Annotated in this window: 20 protein-coding genes; 4 read left to right on the forward strand and 16 right to left on the reverse strand. The window is 48.5% G+C overall.

Annotation, left to right across the window (positions count from 1 at the left end; all coding sequences use genetic code 11):
- Positions 1-9: 9 nt before the first annotated feature.
- From cas8c to rpmB, 6 genes are all read right to left on the reverse strand, one after another.
- A complete protein-coding gene (gene cas8c, locus ACKI3C_RS01775; RefSeq protein ID WP_407401432.1) occupies positions 10-1,737 on the reverse strand; it encodes a type I-C CRISPR-associated protein Cas8c/Csd1 in 1,728 nt (575 codons plus the stop codon).
- Positions 1,734-2,396 carry a type I-C CRISPR-associated protein Cas5c gene (gene cas5c / locus ACKI3C_RS01780; RefSeq protein ID WP_407401434.1) on the reverse strand — a complete coding sequence of 221 codons (663 nt, stop codon included), beginning with the start codon at positions 2,394-2,396 and terminating at the stop codon, positions 1,734-1,736. Before cas5c ends, cas8c begins: the two co-directional genes overlap by 4 nt.
- A 23-nt stretch (positions 2,397-2,419) precedes the next feature.
- Positions 2,420-4,618, reverse strand: a complete 2,199-nt coding sequence (cas3, locus tag ACKI3C_RS01785) for a CRISPR-associated helicase Cas3' (RefSeq protein WP_407401436.1) — start codon at positions 4,616-4,618, stop codon at positions 2,420-2,422.
- Between the two features lie 946 nt (positions 4,619-5,564).
- Positions 5,565-5,714 carry a DUF4295 domain-containing protein gene (locus ACKI3C_RS01790; protein ID WP_407401438.1) on the reverse strand — a complete coding sequence of 50 codons (150 nt, stop codon included), beginning with the start codon at positions 5,712-5,714 and terminating at the stop codon, positions 5,565-5,567.
- A gap of 11 nt (positions 5,715-5,725) precedes the next feature.
- Positions 5,726-5,914, reverse strand: a complete 189-nt coding sequence (gene rpmG, locus ACKI3C_RS01795) for a 50S ribosomal protein L33 (RefSeq protein ID WP_407401440.1) — start codon at positions 5,912-5,914, stop codon at positions 5,726-5,728.
- 6 nt (positions 5,915-5,920) lie between these two features.
- Positions 5,921-6,178, reverse strand: a complete 258-nt coding sequence (gene rpmB, locus ACKI3C_RS01800; RefSeq protein ID WP_407401442.1) for a 50S ribosomal protein L28 — start codon at positions 6,176-6,178, stop codon at positions 5,921-5,923.
- A 421-nt stretch (positions 6,179-6,599) separates the two neighbouring features.
- Between rpmB and ACKI3C_RS01805 the strand changes: the two genes are divergently transcribed.
- The 3 genes from ACKI3C_RS01805 to ACKI3C_RS01815 all read left to right on the forward strand — a co-directional run bounded on the left by ACKI3C_RS01805 (position 6,600) and on the right by ACKI3C_RS01815 (position 8,012).
- Positions 6,600-7,118, forward strand: a complete 519-nt coding sequence (locus ACKI3C_RS01805) for a porin family protein (RefSeq protein WP_407401444.1) — start codon at positions 6,600-6,602, stop codon at positions 7,116-7,118.
- 100 nt (positions 7,119-7,218) lie between these two features.
- Entirely contained in the window at positions 7,219-7,683 is a 465-nt protein-coding gene (locus tag ACKI3C_RS01810; RefSeq protein WP_407401446.1) for a peroxiredoxin, read from the forward strand.
- On the forward strand, positions 7,683-8,012 hold the full coding sequence (locus ACKI3C_RS01815; protein WP_407401448.1) for a DMT family transporter: 330 nt from the start codon (positions 7,683-7,685) through the stop codon (positions 8,010-8,012). The genes ACKI3C_RS01810 and ACKI3C_RS01815 overlap by 1 nt, the downstream gene beginning before the upstream one ends.
- Before the next feature lie 2 nt (positions 8,013-8,014).
- Here ACKI3C_RS01815 and ACKI3C_RS01820 read toward each other — a convergent pair whose 3' ends face one another.
- From ACKI3C_RS01820 to ACKI3C_RS01855, 8 genes are all read right to left on the reverse strand, one after another.
- Complete coding sequence (locus ACKI3C_RS01820; protein WP_407401450.1) at positions 8,015-8,248, reverse strand: hypothetical protein; 234 nt, start codon at positions 8,246-8,248, stop codon at positions 8,015-8,017.
- Positions 8,249-8,340: 92 nt separating this feature from the next.
- Positions 8,341-9,540, reverse strand: a complete 1,200-nt coding sequence (locus ACKI3C_RS01825; protein WP_407401452.1) for an L-serine ammonia-lyase — start codon at positions 9,538-9,540, stop codon at positions 8,341-8,343.
- A 10-nt stretch (positions 9,541-9,550) separates the two neighbouring features.
- On the reverse strand, positions 9,551-10,861 hold the full coding sequence (locus tag ACKI3C_RS01830) for a DUF58 domain-containing protein (protein ID WP_407401454.1): 1,311 nt from the start codon (positions 10,859-10,861) through the stop codon (positions 9,551-9,553).
- Between the two features lie 22 nt (positions 10,862-10,883).
- A complete protein-coding gene (locus tag ACKI3C_RS01835; RefSeq protein ID WP_407401456.1) occupies positions 10,884-11,858 on the reverse strand; it encodes an AAA family ATPase in 975 nt (324 codons plus the stop codon).
- Between the two features lie 33 nt (positions 11,859-11,891).
- Positions 11,892-13,235, reverse strand: a complete 1,344-nt coding sequence (locus tag ACKI3C_RS01840) for a hypothetical protein (RefSeq protein WP_407401458.1) — start codon at positions 13,233-13,235, stop codon at positions 11,892-11,894.
- The gene (locus tag ACKI3C_RS01845) at positions 13,232-13,909 is read right to left on the reverse strand and encodes a DUF4129 domain-containing protein (RefSeq protein ID WP_407401459.1); all 678 of its coding nucleotides are present in this window, start codon (positions 13,907-13,909) and stop codon (positions 13,232-13,234) included. Before ACKI3C_RS01845 ends, ACKI3C_RS01840 begins: the two co-directional genes overlap by 4 nt.
- A 6-nt stretch (positions 13,910-13,915) precedes the next feature.
- On the reverse strand, positions 13,916-14,809 hold the full coding sequence (locus tag ACKI3C_RS01850) for a hypothetical protein (protein ID WP_407401461.1): 894 nt from the start codon (positions 14,807-14,809) through the stop codon (positions 13,916-13,918).
- Positions 14,806-15,780 carry a stage II sporulation protein M gene (locus ACKI3C_RS01855; RefSeq protein WP_407401463.1) on the reverse strand — a complete coding sequence of 325 codons (975 nt, stop codon included), beginning with the start codon at positions 15,778-15,780 and terminating at the stop codon, positions 14,806-14,808. The genes ACKI3C_RS01850 and ACKI3C_RS01855 overlap by 4 nt, the downstream gene beginning before the upstream one ends.
- A 141-nt stretch (positions 15,781-15,921) precedes the next feature.
- On the opposite strand from ACKI3C_RS01855, the gene ACKI3C_RS01860 reads away from it, so the two are divergent.
- The gene (locus ACKI3C_RS01860; protein WP_407401465.1) at positions 15,922-16,632 is read left to right on the forward strand and encodes an RDD family protein; all 711 of its coding nucleotides are present in this window, start codon (positions 15,922-15,924) and stop codon (positions 16,630-16,632) included.
- A 17-nt stretch (positions 16,633-16,649) separates the two neighbouring features.
- Here the strand turns inward: ACKI3C_RS01860 and ACKI3C_RS01865 are convergent, their stop codons facing one another.
- The gene (locus ACKI3C_RS01865; RefSeq protein ID WP_407401467.1) at positions 16,650-17,528 is read right to left on the reverse strand and encodes a PfkB family carbohydrate kinase; all 879 of its coding nucleotides are present in this window, start codon (positions 17,526-17,528) and stop codon (positions 16,650-16,652) included.
- Positions 17,521-18,711 (reverse strand): MFS transporter, encoded by a 1,191-nt coding sequence (locus ACKI3C_RS01870; protein WP_407401469.1) that lies wholly within the window; start codon positions 18,709-18,711, stop codon positions 17,521-17,523. Before ACKI3C_RS01870 ends, ACKI3C_RS01865 begins: the two co-directional genes overlap by 8 nt.
- Positions 18,712-18,868: the final 157 nt, after the last annotated feature.

Raw genomic sequence — 18,868 nt, forward strand, 5'->3', positions numbered from 1 at the left:
TTGTTTGTATTATTCTTGTTCGTTGTTTACGTTTTTGCTAGTGAAAAAGTCTTGACGCTGGTGGTAGTAGCCCACGAAGAAACGCCCCTGATCCTGCAGATCGAGGTGCGCAGGGAAGCCATCTGACATAATCTTGTCGATGATTTCCTGCTTGATTTTCTCATAGTAGATTTTTGCCCCAGCATTGAGTTTTTCGCTGTGATGCGACGAAAGGTTGAGCAATGTCGCAAATACAGCAGCAGGTGTAGCGCTGGCGGCGTTCATGTAACGCTCGCGTATTGTGCTCATGTGATTGGCATCCTCCTGAATCTTTTCAAGGGTTGCAAACAGGCGACCACACAGGTAGCCTTGATTGGTGTTTTCTTTGTCTAACATAATATCTAATTTTTTGTTATTTGTATCGTTTAATCTGTTAAGATAAGCCTTGATGATAGCCACACGGCAAGGTCCGCCATAGAACGACACTTCTTGTTCGGCACGAATGCGACGTATAGCAGAGGCAAATAGTGTGTACGGATAAGGCAAACCTTGGAATATACTCTTAACCACTGCGTCAGGCAGGTTGGGAGTAGCGTCGGTGTGCTTCTTGCTCAAAGTAACTGCTCCTAAAATGTCTCTCAATCCCATATATGGTCGTTTCTCCTTGCGGGTGTCAATAACTTCCATATCATCGAAATGCTGCAAAATCATTCCAGCAAAGTCGCGCAATGTGGTCTCCGACCAATAAGCAACTGCAATACGTGCAGCATTGGGTGCAAGTCCCAAGATATAGAATTTATCATCGAGCGATGTCTTTATTGAACCCGAATAAATTCCATTGAACACCTTGCGCACATTTTCAATATTGGCATTCGGGTTGTCGGTGTTTTCTACAAAACCAAGCATAGAGAACAGCGCATCTTCGGCTTGTAATGCAGCCCTTTCGCTTGATGAGGCCCAGAACACAAAGGTGCGTGTGCCCACCGAGAACTTATTACGTGAGTTCTTGCTTAGAAGAGTATTGAGTGCCGTTGTGTAAGCAAACTCGGCCGCCTCACTGATGGGCGCATTGTAGCCTTTCTTTTTCCCGTAAGAATCGTATCCTGAACTAACTTGAAAAGAGACCAATTTAGCCGTTGCTTGGCTACCAGGGACCATGGTAGCAGTGGTTGTTTCTACGGGAACACCTTTTATGCCTGACACCAAGCAAATACTTGTACCATCACCAGAGGAAACAGGGACTTCTAACTGCAGTATTTCACGCTTTTGCGCAATTATCTTTGTGTCGCCTTCAATACGGAATGAGAAGAAAGAGAATTTCTTTCCTAAATTCTTGATAACCTCACTCCATAATGTGTCTCGCTCAAGTTCATTCAGGATTTCATCTCGGCTTTTTTCGTAAAAAAGACACAAAGCTTTTAAATCGTCATTCTCGGGAAATTGTTGTGCAATTGATTCGACCTCGGCCTTGAAAGCGTCAAAACATTGTTGTTCTTTTCCGTTTTCTTTGGTTGAATACCCAAAAACGTAGGAACTGTTATCATACAAATAATTAGGAGCTACAGCACTTGTGCGACCTATCATTTTCTTGACTAGAAATGTTTTGGCAGTATCTTTATCTATGCGGCAATCCTCAAATCTCAGGAATTTGCCGCTATGGTCAATAACCAATAAAAAACCAATCTGCTTTTCTTCCATTCCATAGGCAGGCATGTTGTCACACCTATTATAATAGTCATATAATGCTTTAAGTATCATCTCAGCACCTCCTCACTGTCTTTGTCGGGGACTACAATCACGCCTTGCTCCATGCGGGCGCGGTAGAACATGGCTTGTATGTCCTTGGGGTTAGTAAAGTCCATATCATAAAGCATTATGCCCAGGTCTCGGTCCTCGGGGATGGCGGGTGTAAGTGCTTCGCCAGCGTTTACCAAGCGGAATGATGCCGAGAACTCACGGCAGCCGAGATAAGGTTGGTTGAAACACTGCCCTTTTGAAGCTCGGCGTTCAAACATCTCGTAGTACTTCATGGGATTTTCATCATTGCTAGTGCGCTTTTCCTCCTTGCGGTCACGCTGGGGAATGAAAACAAGTTTAGCCCACAAGCGGTAATGCACATCCTTGAGAAGGAGTGAATTCTTCTGCTGACGCTTGTCCTCGATATAAATTGGAGATTTACTAGCCAGCGCCCCCACCTCGTTGCGTCTTATAGACGTCCACTTGATGGGCGACAGCACTTCAATCTTGGTTACCTGCCACCTGAAGGCGGGTTTCCAGAAAATCGCTTCAAAGATAGCTCGCGCTGCCGATGGCGTGATAACATCGTAGCTCACTCGCTCCACTTTGAGCTCCGGGCGGGTGAAGCATGCCATGTCGCCCCACACCTCCAGGCAAAATTCTTTGTCGGTATATTCCATAAAATGTATAGTTTTATTGTTGTTTACACTATTAATATTTCTTCCATCCAGTGACTGTCGGTGCACAAACCTACATGGTCGTCATACTGTGCCCTATCGGGTACAAAATACACACCCTCAATCACTTCTTCCACAAGACCAGCTTCGGTCATCTTCTTCATGTCTCGTTCATGAACCGTTACCGAAAGCATTGAAAGTTTCTTCATCAGTTGATAAGAGGGACCTTCAGTCTTTAATTGAGCTACAAGTTGCGGACTATCACCATAATTGACGATTAGAGTAAATCCGTTATCCTCAATCAAGCGAAACTCCTTAGCCGCAGTTGCTATGTACATTGCATTTGGACTGTATAGGTAATGTGCTATATCCTTTTTGTCAAATGATTCTTTGCGGCAATACAGTTGTCTGAAATACTCTGTCATTGCTTGCGGCGAGAACCAGTCGTGGTCGTTGCCCATAGCGAGGCGTGCATTATTAGCGTCGCTCATGCTGCCGCGTGGCAAGGCTCGCTCGGCAGTGAGGCTAAACACATGTGTAACTCCTCTATCCATACGTCCCTCGCGATTGCATCGTCCTGCCGCCTGGAGTACCGAGTCAAGGCCACTCTCCTGACGATATACGACAGGGAAATCGATGTCGACACCCGCCTCGATGAGTTGTGTGGCAATCACGCGTACGATTGTATTTGAATCATCAGAAAGTGCTTGCTTGACATGCTCAATAGTTGCCCTCACATGCTGGGGACACATCATGCGCGAAATGTGCAAAGTAATCCCCTCTTGGGGCAAGCGGGTATAAATCTCCTTGGCATCACGGCGAGTGTTCACAATGCACAACACTCGGTCATGTTGTGTGAGTTGGGCTGCAATGTCATCATAAGTCCTGCTAGTATTGTCTATACACAAATCCACACGACGCAATTTGTCATGAAGACAAAACTCATCAGGGATAATCTCCCGGATGCCATCAATGGCCGTGAACTGTGCACGAGGGTTACACCCCTTAATCACACCGCTCAATATGGGTTGACTTGCAGTCGTCAGCAAAACCGATACTCCGAAGATTTTGTGATACGTTTGCAACGAGTCCACTATGGGTTGCAAGAAATCGGTGGGCAACGTCTGCACCTCGTCAAGGATAATAACACTGTTGCAAATGTTGTGCAAGCGGCGGCATGACGAAGGTTTACTTGAAAACATCGACTCAAACAACTGCACATTGGTAGTCACAATTATGGGATAATCCCAATTCTCCATCGCAAGACGCATTTTATGGCGCAGGCTGTCGTCTTTTATCTTCTCGGGGTCGGTGTTGCTGTGGTGCTCCAGCACATTTTCTTCGCCAAATATATGTTTCAATACCGCAGCAGTTTGAACGATAATGCTGGTATAAGGTATAGCAATGATGATGCGTTTTTGACCGTTGTGCAACGCATGGTTAATAGCCCACACTAGCGATGAGATTGTTTTTCCTCCTCCAGTGGGTACTGTTAGACTGTAAAATTCTTTCTCTCCTTCGGCCATCAGCTTGCAACGCTCTTGAATAGACTGACGCAGCTTGTTTACGGGAGTTTCTTTCGCACATGATAGTTTGGTCAAGAATTGCTCCAAAGAGGATTTGAGCTGTGTCAACGTTTTTTTATTACCACGCGCTTCGCTTGCAGCAGGATTCATAAAACGTTCAGTGTCGATGAAGTCAGCATCAACAAGGCAAGAGAACAGCATACGCACTATGTGATGTACATCTTTAATGCGTAAAATGTTAGGATTAAACCATGATGGCATTTCTACCTTAACATCTGCTTGGACAGGAGTAACATCAGCAGGTATCAATTGTTTCTCATTTTCTTGCAATACATCTTTATCGTACAAACCCGCATGATGCCCCATAATAGGATTAACACACAACGAATCAAGAATTGGGTATAATTTCTTAAGAATCAATGCGCCCACATAGGCGTGGCGTTTTCCTACTTGCGTATATTTTTTACACCCAGGAATACCGTTTACGTCACGGATATACTGCTGAAATTCATACTTTTCTTTGCCTTTGTCGTGTAGTAACCCCATAATTCGTCCCAGCGAACCCATGCCAAACTCATTGGCATAAAGTTCAGCCAGTGATGCTACTCCTTCAAGATGTTCAGCATTGGTCTGTATTGCCCAACGTGTCTCATCATTCTCTACAACTCTAATATGGGAAATAATAGTGTCTTTTATCATAAGCATCAAATTAAAGGTATAGGCATCTGTTTTATAAAATTACAGATAACTATCAATTTTCCTTTGTTAGTTAATTACTGCGCTAAATTACACAAATAATCGGACATAGCAAAGAAAAACGGATATATTTTTTACAGCTATGCAGGCGTACCCATGACATGCCAGCATGGCTGCCTACCATATCACATCCCAAGAGGGATGTTTCACCTACTCTACCCTTCCATTTCTTGCCTCACCAATCAAGGAAGGCCTGCGAGTGCAGGACGATATGGTTGGGATATAAGTGACACACACAGACCTTGCCTTTATGGTATGTGATAAGTTTCGCAAGTATGTGCGACCCCTTCGAGGTCGGTTGCTATCTGTTCCTTTGCTCCGACGGCCTGCGGCCATCGGTTACGATGCAATGTGACGACTCCGTCGTCAATTATTCACCAGAAAAGTCGCTAATTTTTTTATTAGTTAGTGTCCAGTAAAAGTTACGACATTTACTACAACATCATCAAACACCGTCAGATATGATATAGTCCATTGGCAAAAAAAAGGGCTCCCTTAATAGGTGGACTCCGTCCACAAATTAATATTACTTATCTATGAAGTAATTCCATTTTGCTTGCGGAGCAAGCTGATCCGCTATTTTCTATGCGTAGCAATAATAACATAATATAATATTTTCTTTTTTTACCAGACAACAATAATTTCGGAAAGTGCGACCCCTTCGAGGTCGGTTGCTATCTGTTCCTTTGCTCCGACGGTCTACGGCCATCGGTTACGATGCAATGTGACGACTCCGTCGTCAATTAACCGCTGATCCACTATACTTCACCAACCGGAAAAATCTGCTGATCCATAATTTCTTATCAACGCGGTGTGTTTGGGTATATACTAAAAAGAGCCCTGGCGCGGGGTTGCGTCAGGGCTGGTATTGGGTTGAATGATTGTTCAATTACTTGAGAGCGTCTTGTACCTTGTCGTTGGGTACCATTCTCTCCTCGAAAACATAGGCACCAGTCTTGGCCGAGCGGACCATCTTGATAACCTTGCTGAAATTACGACCTTCACCGGTCTGAAGGGTTGCAACTACTTTCTTTGCCATAATTCAGTATATTATTTGATTTCTTTGTGTACAGTTACTTTCTTGAGGTACGGATTGTACTTCTTGAGCTCTAAGCGCTCAGTTGTGTTCTTGCGGTTCTTTGTAGTGATGTAACGAGACATTCCGGGAACACCGCTAGCCTTTTGTTCAGTGCATTCGAGGATGACTTGAATTCTATCGCCTTTAGCTTTCTTTGCCATAGTTTTTTACTTTTCTAATGTTCTAATTTCAGTTAAGTGACCCTCAGCAGCTGCTTTCTTGAGAGCTGCATCTAAACCCATGCGGTTGATGTTGCGCAAACCTGCAGCCGAAACGGTGAGGCGGATCCATTGACCAGTCTCGGGCCAGAAGAATTTGCGGTTGAACACGTTAACGTTGAATTTACGTTTGGTTCTTCTCTTTGAGTGCGATACGTTGTTACCTGTAATCGCCTTCTTGCCTGTGATTTGACAAACTTTAGACATACGTTGTTATCTTCAAATGTTGTTTTAAAATCTTGATTTAACTCAATTTCAAGACAGCTACTCGGCACTCCACTGTAGCACAATATTCCAGGGGTTAACGTTCACAGTCATTCGCACCGGGGAGAAGCCGCTGCGAGTAGAGGTTGTGAGATTAACCTATTTAATATCGTCCTACGCTTTATGCCCTTGGTTTTAGCATCATCACAAGGAACATCGAAGTTTCAACGATCAGGGGTCACAGAACAGGACTAACGGGAAAAAGCGTTGTTGCCTGCCTTGAAATCGAATGCAAAATTAGTAAAAACTTTTCAATCACACAAGTTTACTGCACTTTTTCGGCCATTTTTTGTTCTTTTTTTTGACTAACCAATAATTTTATTGTAACTTTGCATCACTGATAACATTAAAATACATTAAGATTATGAAGAAAATTATCGCAATCCTTTGTGCTGCAATCCTCGGCATGGGTGCAGCCAGCGCGCAAGTCGATAAGGGTGACTTCGCTGTGGGCGCCAATTTCATTTACGGCAGCGGAATTAAGAATTTCGGTGTCGGAGCACGTATTCAATACACTCCCATCGACCATGTGCGTGGTGAATTTGGCATGAACTACTTCTTCCAGAAGGACTATGTGAACATGTGGGACATGAACCTCAACGCTGAGTATCTCGTGAACCTGTACCAGCAGAGGCTCTACATCTATCCTATCGTGGGTCTGAGCTACGCTAGATCGACGTTTGACGCCGACAAATTCTTAAAGGACCACGGAATTGAAGGCGACAAGGATAAGTTCAACGACAACGCATTTGGCTTGAACCTTGGTGCAGGTGCTGAGTATAAGCTCACTGAGCACGTGGGATTGACTCTTGAGTATCGTCACTCAATCATGAAGGACATTGACCAGGGTGTATTCGGCATAGGCGCGAACTATAAGTTCTGATTGCTATAATCAGTAAGGATCTAACGGGAAAGACTTTTTGGGTTCTTTCCCGTTATTTTAATTATTGAAACACATATACGTACAATAACAATACAGAATAATGCAAGTAGGAGACAAAATTCCTGAAGTTCTGGGCATTGACCAGGAGGGACGTGAGATTAAAAGCAGCGATTACCGTGGTCGCAAGATTGTGCTTTACACTTATCCCAAGGCTAACACTAGCGGCTGCACCGCCGAAGCGTGCTCACTGCAGGCCCACAAGGAGCAACTGGCTGCCGCAGGATATGAAATCATAGGCGTGAGCAAAGACCGCCAGGCGTTGCAGAAGAAGTTTGCCGACGCACAAGGGCTTGAATTCCCACTTATCGCCGATGTAGAGACCACTTTGCTCCAGCAGTTGGGCGCATGGGGCGAGAAGGTGGCATGCGGCCGACGCACAGTGGGCACCCTGCGCACCACCTATCTGGTCAACGAGGAAGGCGTTATAGAGAAAATCTTCACGCCCAAGGAAATCAAGACCAAAATACACGCCGAGCAGATTCTCAAACATCTCGAAGCAAAATAATGTCGGCGTGGTTATATCTTATAATAGCAGCAGTCTTTGAGGTGGGCTGGCCGCTGGGGTTCAAACTCTCGGGGCTCCACCCCGAGCGGTTCTGGACCTACATCTCGCTCGCCGTCGTCAGTATGGCGTTGAGCGGTGTGTTCCTGTACCTGGCGCAGCGTACTATACCTGTGAGCACGGCTTACATCGTGTGGACGGGTATAGGTGCCGTGGGCACATTCGTGCTGGGCATCGCGTTTTTCAACGACTCGGCATCGCTGCTCAGAATGTTTTTCGCCCTGCTCATCCTCGTGGGCATCGTGGGTCTGGAACTCACCTCGAAGGGATAATTTCAATGGCACAAGGCTCGCGGGAGAAACCGCGAGAACTGAACCGATAGCGGGGACCAGCAACGGGACCAGCAACGGGGACCAGCAACGGAACCAGCAACGAGACCAGCAGCTAACGCTGCTGGCACGGGGGCTTGCTTGCCGAAGCGAGAACTGAACTGAACCGATAGCGGGACCAGCAGCGGGAACCAGCAGCGGGAACCAGCAGCGGGACCAGCAGCTGACGCTGCTGGCACGGGGGCTTGCTTGCCAAAGCGAGAACTGACTGGAGGGGCTCGTGCGACAGTCTTCTACTTATCCTTCTACTTACACTTGTTCCTCTGGGATTTTATTTTTTTATTACTGCTAGGCCGCCTTGGGAGGTTTCCTTGTAGAGCGACGGCAGGTCGTGGCCGGTCTGTTTCATGACCTCGACAATGCGGTCGAAACTCACCGAGTGCTGGCCGTCGCTGAAGGTTGAATACAGGTTGGCGTCGAGTGCTCTGGCAGCGGCATAGGCGTTACGCTCTATGCATGGGATCTGCACGAGTCCGCACACAGGGTCGCATGTGAGCCCGAGGTGGTGTTCAAGCCCCATCTCGGCCGAATACTCGATTTGCGACGGAGTGCCGCCAAAGAGTTGGTTGGCAGCAGCGGCAGCCATAGCGCAAGCCACTCCCACCTCGCCTTGGCACCCCACTTCGGCACCCGAGACCGATGCGTTGGCCTTGACCACGTTGCCAAAGATGCCGGCTGTGGCCAGAGCACGCAAAATGCGTTGCTCGGAGAAATCTTTGGTCTTGTGCAAGTGATAGAGCACAGCAGGTAGCACGCCGCACGAGCCACATGTGGGTGCTGTGACAATCTTGCCGCCCGATGCGTTTTCCTCAATCACTGCAAGCGCATAGGAAAACACTGTGCCACGGCTCTTGAGGCTGCCGGTGTAGCCCGACGACTTGACGTAGTAGCTCACCGCTTTGCGTCGCACACCCAGTCCGCCTGGCAGCACGCCCTCGGCTTCGAGTCCGCGCTGAATGCTTTCCTTCATCACCTGCCACACTTCATGCAGGTAGTCCCATATCTCGCTGCCTTCATGCTGATCCACATATTCCCAATAGGTGCGTCCAGTGCGCTGGCACCATGCTTTGATGTCCTTGATAGTGTGGAGTTTGTAAATATCGGGGTGCTCTACCCTTTCTTGCCCTTCCTCCACGATGTCGCCGCCACCTATCGAGTAATAGGTTTTCTCGCCCATCACGGTGCCCTGGGCATCGAGTGCGGTGAACTTCATTCCGTTAGTGTGAAAAGGCAACACGGTTGCGGGTTCCCATTTGATAGAGGTTTTTCCCACAGTGCTAAGCACGTCAACGATAGCCTTGTCGGTCATGTGTCCTTTGCCCGTCGCAGCCAGCGAACCATAGAGATACACAGTGAAAGACGCTGCTCCCGGGTGCAATGCCTTGAAACGCTCGGCAGCAGCCTTGGGTCCCATCGTGTGGCTGCTTGACGGACCATAACCTATTTTATATATGTATTTAATTGATTCCATGCTGTGCAAACTAGAAGAGGTTGCGGCTCTTCATTTCGAGATAACGGTTGAGGACGTCGATAGAGAGATTTTGGGGAGTGGTGAGCAGTGCGTAGATGCCTTGCTGCCTCAACGTGTTCACGATGAGACGCTTCTCGTAGGCCATCTTCTCGGCAATGACGTGGTGGTAGTATTCCTCGGTGTCGGCCGGATGTTTCTTGAGATAATCCACAAGCTCGGCATCGGCAAAGAACACCACAAGCAGACGGTTGCGCTTGTTGAGCTGGCGCAGATAAGGCAACTGGCGGTTGAGCGATGCCACCCCAGAGAAATTGGTATAGAGCACGAGCAGACTGCGCTTGCTTATCAAGCGGTTAACGTTGACACAGAGCGATGAGTAGTCACTCTCGCCGAATGTCGTCTCCTGTGCATACAGTCCTTCGAGAATGTTCTGCATGTAGCCAGGACGCTTGTCGGCTGGGATATAAGAATCCAGCTCGTCATCGAAAGTCACAAGTCCAGCTTTGTCTTCCTTGCGAATGGCCACGTATGAAAGCATGAGCGAAGCATTGATGCTGTAGTCAAGCAGCGTCATCCCGTCGAAAGCCTGCTGCATGACGCGGCCTTTGTCGATCACGTTATAAATCTGCTGCGAGCGCTCGTCGGTATAGACGTTGACCATGAGCTGGTGGCGGCGCGCGCTTGCCTTCCAGTTGATAGTGCGATAATCGTCGCCCTGCACATAGTCTTTGATTTGTTCAAACTCGGTGTTATTGCCTGCGCGGCGTATGCGCTTAATGCCCAGCTCGGTGAGGTTGTTGCGCATGGCAAGCAGCTCGTAGCGGTTGAGCATCAAGTAACTGGGATAAACTTTCACGTCCAGAGGTTCCCCGCACGTGTAACGGCGCATCACCATCCCCAGGAACGACCTTGCAAACACCCTTATCTTACCAAACGAGTACACGCCACGCTCTGTGGGACGCAGCTTGTAAGTGATGCTGCCGCTCTGCCCAGCTGCCAGCGACATGGCGAACTGGATGTCGCGACGCTGGAACACCGGAGGAATCTCGTCTATCACGTCCAGCTTCACGCCCATGGCATAGGTGCTATCGATGTGTAGCAGCACGTCGTTCTCATCGCCATTGGAGAAACGCTCGGAGCACTCACGCGAAGCAGTGATGCCACGACGATGCCACAGCAGCACGCAGTCGGCAACAAACACAAGCGCAAGCAACGCAAGCATCACCTTGCCCACCACAAAGAGCGGCGACCACCAGTGACCTGCACCAAGCGTGAGGATGATGACAACGACTATATAATAAAATCGTGCACGAATAAACATCGTTTACTGTTAAGAGTATTGATTACTTGGGTACTTCAATCTTGTCGATGAGGGTCTGTGCAACCTTTGCCACGGTGTAGCCTTGCATCTCGGCATCGGCCGAGAGCATGATGCGGTGCTGCAGGATAGAGGGAGTGACAGCCTTGATGTCGTCGGGGGTCACGAAGTCGCGCCCATGCAAAAGCGCGAAAGCCTTGGAAGCCTGGAGCATAGCCACCGACGCACGCGGTGACGCACCCAGCAGCACGGTGCGGCTGTTGCGGGTCTGCTGCACAATGTTGACGATGTAACGCAACAGCGACGGGTCAACCAGCACACGGTCCATCATGGCACGCAACTCAAGCAGCTGTGCGCGTGTGATCACCGGCTCAATGCCTTCAAGTTTCACCAGTTTAGAGTTGTTCTGGTGACGATTAAGCACTTCAACTTCCTCGTCGGCAGTGGGATAACCCATCACGATTTTCATCATGAAGCGGTCGAGCTGTGCCTCGGGCAGGCGGTAGGTACCTTCTTGCTCCACGGGGTTCTCGGTTGCAATGATTGTATATAGGTCACCCATGCGGTGTGTGGTGCCGTCGATACTCACCTGGCGCTCGGCCATCACCTCAAAGAGGGCAGCCTGTGTCTTGGCGGGAGCGCGGTTAATCTCATCCACGAGCACGATGTCGCTGAACACGGGTCCAGGATGGAAATCAAACTGCGACGACTGCATGTTGAACACCGTGGTTCCCAGCACATCGCTAGGCATCAGGTCGGGGGTAAACTGTATGCGGCTGAATTCGGAGTCAACCAGACGCGAAATGACGCGGGCCATGAGAGTCTTGGCCACACCAGGCACACCCTCAAGCAGCACATGTCCGTCGGCAATGATAGCCGTCAGCACAAGGTCCACAACTTCTTCCTGTCCTACAATGATTTTGCCTATGCGATCACGCAATTCATCTACGCGTTGCGAGAATTGACTCAAGTCAAGACGCTGTTGTTCCATTTGTTCCATATCTTCTTTTATATTTTTGTTTTTATTATCAAGTTAAATTTTAGATTGAATATCGTTCATCATGTCAATGATGCGCACCATCTGGCGTGCGCTTAACTTGTGCTCGCCATACACATTCATGTGCACCTCGTCGAGGAGTTTCCTCAACAACACTGCTTCAATGCCGGTGTGGGCCGAGAGTATAGCCACCTCCCCTTCAAGGTGGTCAAGGTCATCGACATCGACCATCACTTCGCGGCGCAAAGTGTCGGCAAAGTACATATATTTCTTGCACACCAGGTCGTGGTGGTCGCCCCGGTTGAAGTAAAGCGAGCCGAAGTGGTGCACCAGAGCCATTGTGTAGTTGACAGGCGGTTTAATCACCGGGATGACACGCTGGCGTCGGCGCACGGTGAATGCCATGCCGGCAACGATGGTAAACAGCAAGAGATACAGTGCCCATCGCAGCGGCGCATGCGAGAGGAAGTAGCGCAATGAAGAATACTTCACCTTCTCGGCATACTCCTCGTCTTCGCCTCCCGCATATATTCTAGTCGATGAGTCGATGCGCACCACCGGGTACTGCGCCACAAGCGAAATGAATCGCATCGACAGAATCTGCATGGCAGTGTCGCGCATAGCATAGTTAGTGAACAAGTAAGGACAACCCACAACTACCAGGCGTCCCTTGCCCTTGCCATAGTCTTTCATCACAGCAAGCGTCTGCCTCAAGTACTCTGCATCGTAATCATCAGCATCGTAATCATCAGGAACAACATACTCATCGTAGTCATCACTAGTGGCAACGCTATCATCATAGTTATATGGTTTATTCTTTTCTTGAAAATCCTTTTCCAGACCTATGTGTATTCCATACCCATCCCTCGGGTAGTCTGCTATAATAGTGAACGTTGTGTCATGGCTCACACCACCACCCGACACAAATGCACCATTAAGCGGGAATGTCACGCCATCGGCACACCATTTCACGGGCATGGCTTCATTTCGCCTAAGCGAACTAAGATAAGTGTAAGAATCCACAGCATCAAATCCCAAATCAATACAGGTCGAAGTAAGACCAGCAGCAATAAGCACATTGTCACCGCGGTCGAGAAGCGTCTCAACATACTCGCAGTCAACATAACCACCCACCTCAATAAACGTGAGGCGTGTTGTGTCGATGCGCGACCACTCGGCTTGTGTGCGGCCGTCCACTACATAGCCTTTAGGCAATGATTTCTCCATTACCTGATCAAAGAGTTTGCATCCGAAGGGTTGATCGGAAGCATGGTCATAATTTTCTCCCCAATCAAAGTTCATCGGCAATACGCTCTCAAGCAACAGCACACCCACGAACAACAGCACAATCGCTGTTATGAAAATATAGGTATTTTTCATGCCTCGTTTCCTCCTTTCTCATCGCTTGCTTGGGTAACAGCAGGCTCTCCGGTTGCCGCATACTTCTCTACGATCACGTCGTGCAGGGCACTCATCTCGTCGAAGAGAGCGCGGGTGGCATCAAAGTCGCCATACCTGATGCGCAAGAAATGATTGGTGAGCGTGCGGAACTCACTGTCGCGCACCTCGCGGGTGTATTGCAACGGAGTCTTGAATATCTTCCAGTCGATTGCACCCGAGTCGCTCAACGCCTTGAGCGTCTTGAGGTAGATATAGCGGCATGCTGCGCGATAATCGCCTGCCGCAAGTGCACGGGCGATTGACGTGTCAAACTCAATAGTGTTGATGTCCTCGAGTTCCACTTCATAATCCTTCTCAACTTTTGTTTTCCTTGCAAACTTGAACAAGTTGAACTTGAAGTGAGCCACGAGCAATATCACAACCAAGATTACTCCCAGCGTGATAACGATCCACAACATGTTGTTTTCGGGATCTTTTGGACTCACATCAGGAATGAGCGAATTCAGCAGGTCTCCTATAGCGTTTAGAATATGATCGATAAATGACTTCTTATTCGGAACGACCTGCTTCTCGTAGGCATAGGCAGAGTTGTTGCGAATTGCCTCGATAACTTCTTGGTTAGCAATTATCGTGTCGGTAAGTTGCGTACTCATAACTTATTACAACTTTTCAAAATTACTAATTTCCACCTCAAGCGAGGCGTCATCTTTCTCAGTGGCAACACTGCCATAGTGGAATGCAACAGCTAGGACGTTGATTGAAACGCCAAGCATCATCACAAGCGTGTCGGCCACACACATCACATGGGTAAAGAGGTCCATCAGAGTGCTCATGAAGTCATAGCCATTAAACAACTCCTCCTTTATCACCATTACCAACGCATAGAGTATCGACAAGGCGCCTCCTGCCATCAGCGACACAATCAAGATGAGAAATCCCACGAGACCCAATCTGATGATCTGGGAAAATCCCAGCTTGAATCCTCTTGATATTGATTCTCTAAACTCCGTCTTGCTTTCATAAAGATAAACGATGGGAATCATCAAAACTGGGAGCACCATGCAATAAGACACTATCAATCCGATTCCGGGCAAGACAAAGAGCAAAATCACATTCAAGAAAATGTATAGCGGCACAATCACGACGGAGGCAAAGAGCGCGCTGGGAATGATGCGAATGAGGCATTGACGTAACACGGGCCATAATTCCTTGATCGTTATGCCGTCAAGTCCATTTTCCCGCTGCTGATGTATCTTGAGCAACGCAATGGTCACAGCACACACTATTGCCAGGGCAACGACATAGATGCTCATCGCCGACACAGAGCCGAAGAAATCGAGTTCGCCCAGGATACCGTCATTAATCATCTGGTCAATGTAGATATCAACAGCCATGCCCAGGATTATGCAGAACGGCAACGTGAACACGGTGATATACTTGAGCCAGCAACGCCAGTTGCCCTTAACAAAGTCGAGGGCAGCGTTAACATTCTCGCCCGACGTGCGTTGAGAATATAGCATTATCTTCTCGGGTTGTTTATCACGCTTCTTCATAGTTGCTCGGTCTTTTTAGTACTCCTGCGGTGCAAAATTGCGGGCCACACGATGAAATATCCAATGATATAAGCCGCGCTGATCACCACCACAGCGATGCGTATAGCTATGGGCAATCCTGTCTCGCGGGTGAAAAATCCCTCGATAAATGCCGCCACAAGAAACACAGGCACAAGGCCTATCACTATCTTCATGCCTCGTTTCGCTCCCATGAGGAATGCCCTCATGCGGCTATAGGTGCCAGGGAAAAGCCATGAGTTGCCCATCGTGATGCCTGCGCCGCAAGCGATGACGATGGCCGACAATTCAAGCGTGCCATGCTGCATCACCGTGAGCAAGCTCTCGCCAAACACGCCATACTCATAGAAGAAAAATGAGAAACAGCCAAACATGATGCCGTTAGCAAATAGGTAATACCCGGGCATCAAGCTTGTGAATATACCCAGGACAAAACCGTTGAAGCTCACCATGATGTTGTTATAGGCTATGCTCAAGAACATGGGCATCTGCGACTGTGTGTTATACACATCGGTGGGATGCCCCGACTGTATGTTCCGGATTGTCATATCTACATAATAGTCACCCAGAATCACTCGGGCAAAATCACTATCGCCAAGTTGAGAGATGACACCCATTGCTGTGCTCACAAGGAACACAACGAGTGAAATCCACAATGCCTTGCGTGAGTCATACACGGCCCTAGGCACCTCATAGAGCCAAAAGTCCTTGATGCGCGACCACTTCTCGCGGCGTCCGTCATAGATGCTGTTGTGCAGCAGCAATGCCAAGCCGTTGAGGTATTCGGTCACACGCGATTTGGGATACTGCGTCTGGGCAAATGCCAGGTCGGCAGTCAAGTCGGTATATATGTCGGCAAGTCTGTCGGGAGATTCGTCCTCGGCACTATCTATCACCTGTTCATATTCTTTCCACTTGCGCAGATTCTGCTTGATGAATACTGCTTCTCTCATGCTGATAAATTGCTTTTGTGTTTTTTTTGTTGTATTTTGTGCAAATATACTAAAAAAATCATTACTTTTGCGATAAAATATGTGTTTTTTAAGATTAATTTGATTTACATGGCCACCTCACAGATAATTACAGGACAATATGTGTCAATCAGTCAAACCCCTGCCAGCATAGGAGAACGTATTGCAGCATATATTATTGACTACGTCTTCCTTAGTTTTGTCTATGGTGTCATAACCTATATTTTCATATTGACCCAAATCCTTGACCTCGTTGAAAGACTAGGGATTGAAGACTACGTATTGGTTTTAATCGTATTGTTCATCATGCTTCCCGGCCTCTTCTACCACCCGCTGTGCGAGACCTTCAACCGCGGTCAGAGCCTAGGCAAGAAAATCATGAAGATACAAGTGAAAATGCTCGACGGCACCACACCATCGATAGGCGCATATACCATGAGGTGGCTGTTCTCACTCATTGACGTGAGCGGCATAGGCGTGCTTTTCGTGCTTTTCACCACCAACAACCAGCGCATGGGAGACCTTGCGGCTGGAACTGTAGTGCTCAAAATCAATAAGACCAACAACTACAGTTACTTGCTCACCGACACGCACTTTGTGACCCAAGGCTACAAACCCACCTACCCCGAGGCGGCAAACCTCACACTCAATCAAGTGGAACTCATCTCACGCACCTATTACACCGAGAACAAGAATCGCGACGAACTGGTGCGACAACTAGCCAACAAGATCATCAACCACCTGGGCATAGATCCCATGGGTATGGATCCCTACACGTTTATATCAGTGGTTTCCAACGATTACCACTACTACGCGTCAACCCTCGATGATTGAGTGTTGATAAATAATTACTAGATGCGTGCCAGGGCTTGAGCCTGTGTGCCCGTGAACGGCCCGGTTTTCTCAATCTTCACCGTGCTCACCGCTGCGGCAAATGTGGCAGCCTCCTTGATGCCGCACCCTTGCACGCGCTTAAACAAATAGCCCATCACATAGGTGTCGCCACAACCAGTGGCATCAACCACTTCACGCGGGGCAAACGCAGGTATGGCGATTGTCTCATCGGCAGTCACCACATAACTGCCTAGGCTTCCCAGCGTGAGCAGCACTTCCTTTACACCCCACTCCACTAGGCGACGCGCACCCAGCAGCAGGTCTTCCTCGCCGCTCACCACGCGCACCTCATGCTCGTTAACCTTGAGAATGTCTATGTATTTCAAAAATTCCTCTTTGTTGGCCCAGTCACATGCATGCACCTTGTCGCCGTGCACCTCACGCAAGTACCCCTGGGCATCAACCACGAGAGTGCCGCGACCGGCAAGCATCTTCACCACGTCGAGCGGGAAATCGTCGGCAAGCAATGAGCCTAGCACTATGTAACGGGCATCTACTCTGGCAAGAGACTCCACGGTGAACGGGTCGGCCTTGGCAAGCACTCGCTGCTTGCGGTCGTTCACATTATCGCCATATATGTTCTCAAAGAACACGGTGTGGCTGCTAGGCACCACCTCCACCTCTATACCACGGGCACGAATGTCGTCCACGGCTTGCATATCCTCCTGGGCAAGCGATGCCACGAGCCTGTAGGTCAAGCCCGAACACTCATCAAGCAGGTGACTGATGCCGTGGGAGAAATAGTAAGTTGAGCCTCCGGGGAGTTCGGCCACGAGTCGCGGAGTGATGATGCGGTCATGAGTTATGTGGCCTATGCAGCAGATGTCGTCACGCATTGTTTTTTCTGTTAATGGTAAGTGTGTAAATGAGAACTATGATAAATGCAGCTAGCGGGATAAAGAACGGAGCAATGAACCCAGCAGCATCGGCCACCAATCCCACAACAAGGAACGCGCAACCGCCCACAGGAGTCATCATGAGCATCGATGAGGCCGTCTTGGTGAGTGACCCTAAACCTTTGAGCGACTGTGCAAAAATAGTGGGGAACATTATCGATTCAAAAGCATAGTTGGCAATGAGCGCATATAGTCCTAGGCGGGAGTTGCCGCACAGCAGCACCATGGCCATGCAAAGCACTGTGCCCACTGCACACACGAGAAGCACACGCTCGGCACGCACTCGTTGCATGATGCCCGAGCACACAAAACGCCCCACCATGAAACACATCAGCGCCACAGTGAGCACAGTGGATGCGGTGCCATTGTCAAACCATCCCATGCCCGTGGTGAAATGCACAAAATAGCTGTTGATGGAAATCTCGGCTACTTCATAGGACAGCAACGCTACAAGACCCAGCATGAAAGTCTTGTTCTTTATCAGCATGGCAAGGTTGCCGAGACCCGACTGCTCATTCTCGGCATCACTGTCATCGTGCTTTATCTCTGGCAGTTTCACCATTGAGAACACAATAGCAGCGACAACGACAACTGCCCCCATCACCATGTAGGGCAAATCAACCGACCCTCCGGCAAAGAGGAATCCGCCCACAAGTGCCGGTGCCAGACTGCTACCCAGTCCGTTGAATGCCTGCGACAAGTTCAATCGACTTGACGAGGTTTCCTGCGGTCCAAGTTCTGTGCTATAAGGATTAGCGCTCGTCTCGAGGAATGCCAAGCCACACCCTATCACAAACAGGGCGGCAAGAAACACCTCGAAGCGGCACATTCCGCTAGCAACGACCATCGAGAATGCACCCAATGCAAACAAGGAGAGCCCGAAGACGACCCCACGCCTGTAACCAAATCGATTGATGAATAACCCCGCAGGAATAGCCATCAAGAAATAGGCAAGATAAGTCGTCACCTGTATTCCCGTGCTTTGAGCTATGGTGATGTCCAGTATCTGCTGGAAGTGCTTGTTGAGCACATCAAGTATTGAGCGGGCAAAACCCCACATGAAGAACAAGGTCGTAACCAGCACGAACGGCACTGCATACTCCTTGTTGGTAATCTTAGCCATAGTGTTATACTAAATTATTCAACTTTCGCAAGTTGCTAACTTGCTCAATTTGAAAGGTTATTGGTTATTGTTTATTGGTTATAGAAATGTTACCATTATAGCATTTGGGAAGTTAATAACCTATAGTATCAAAACATACACTTCATTAACCTTTAAC

This window comes from Sodaliphilus sp. (genome assembly GCF_045598405.1).
Lineage (GTDB): Bacteria > Bacteroidota > Bacteroidia > Bacteroidales > Muribaculaceae > Sodaliphilus > Sodaliphilus limicaballi.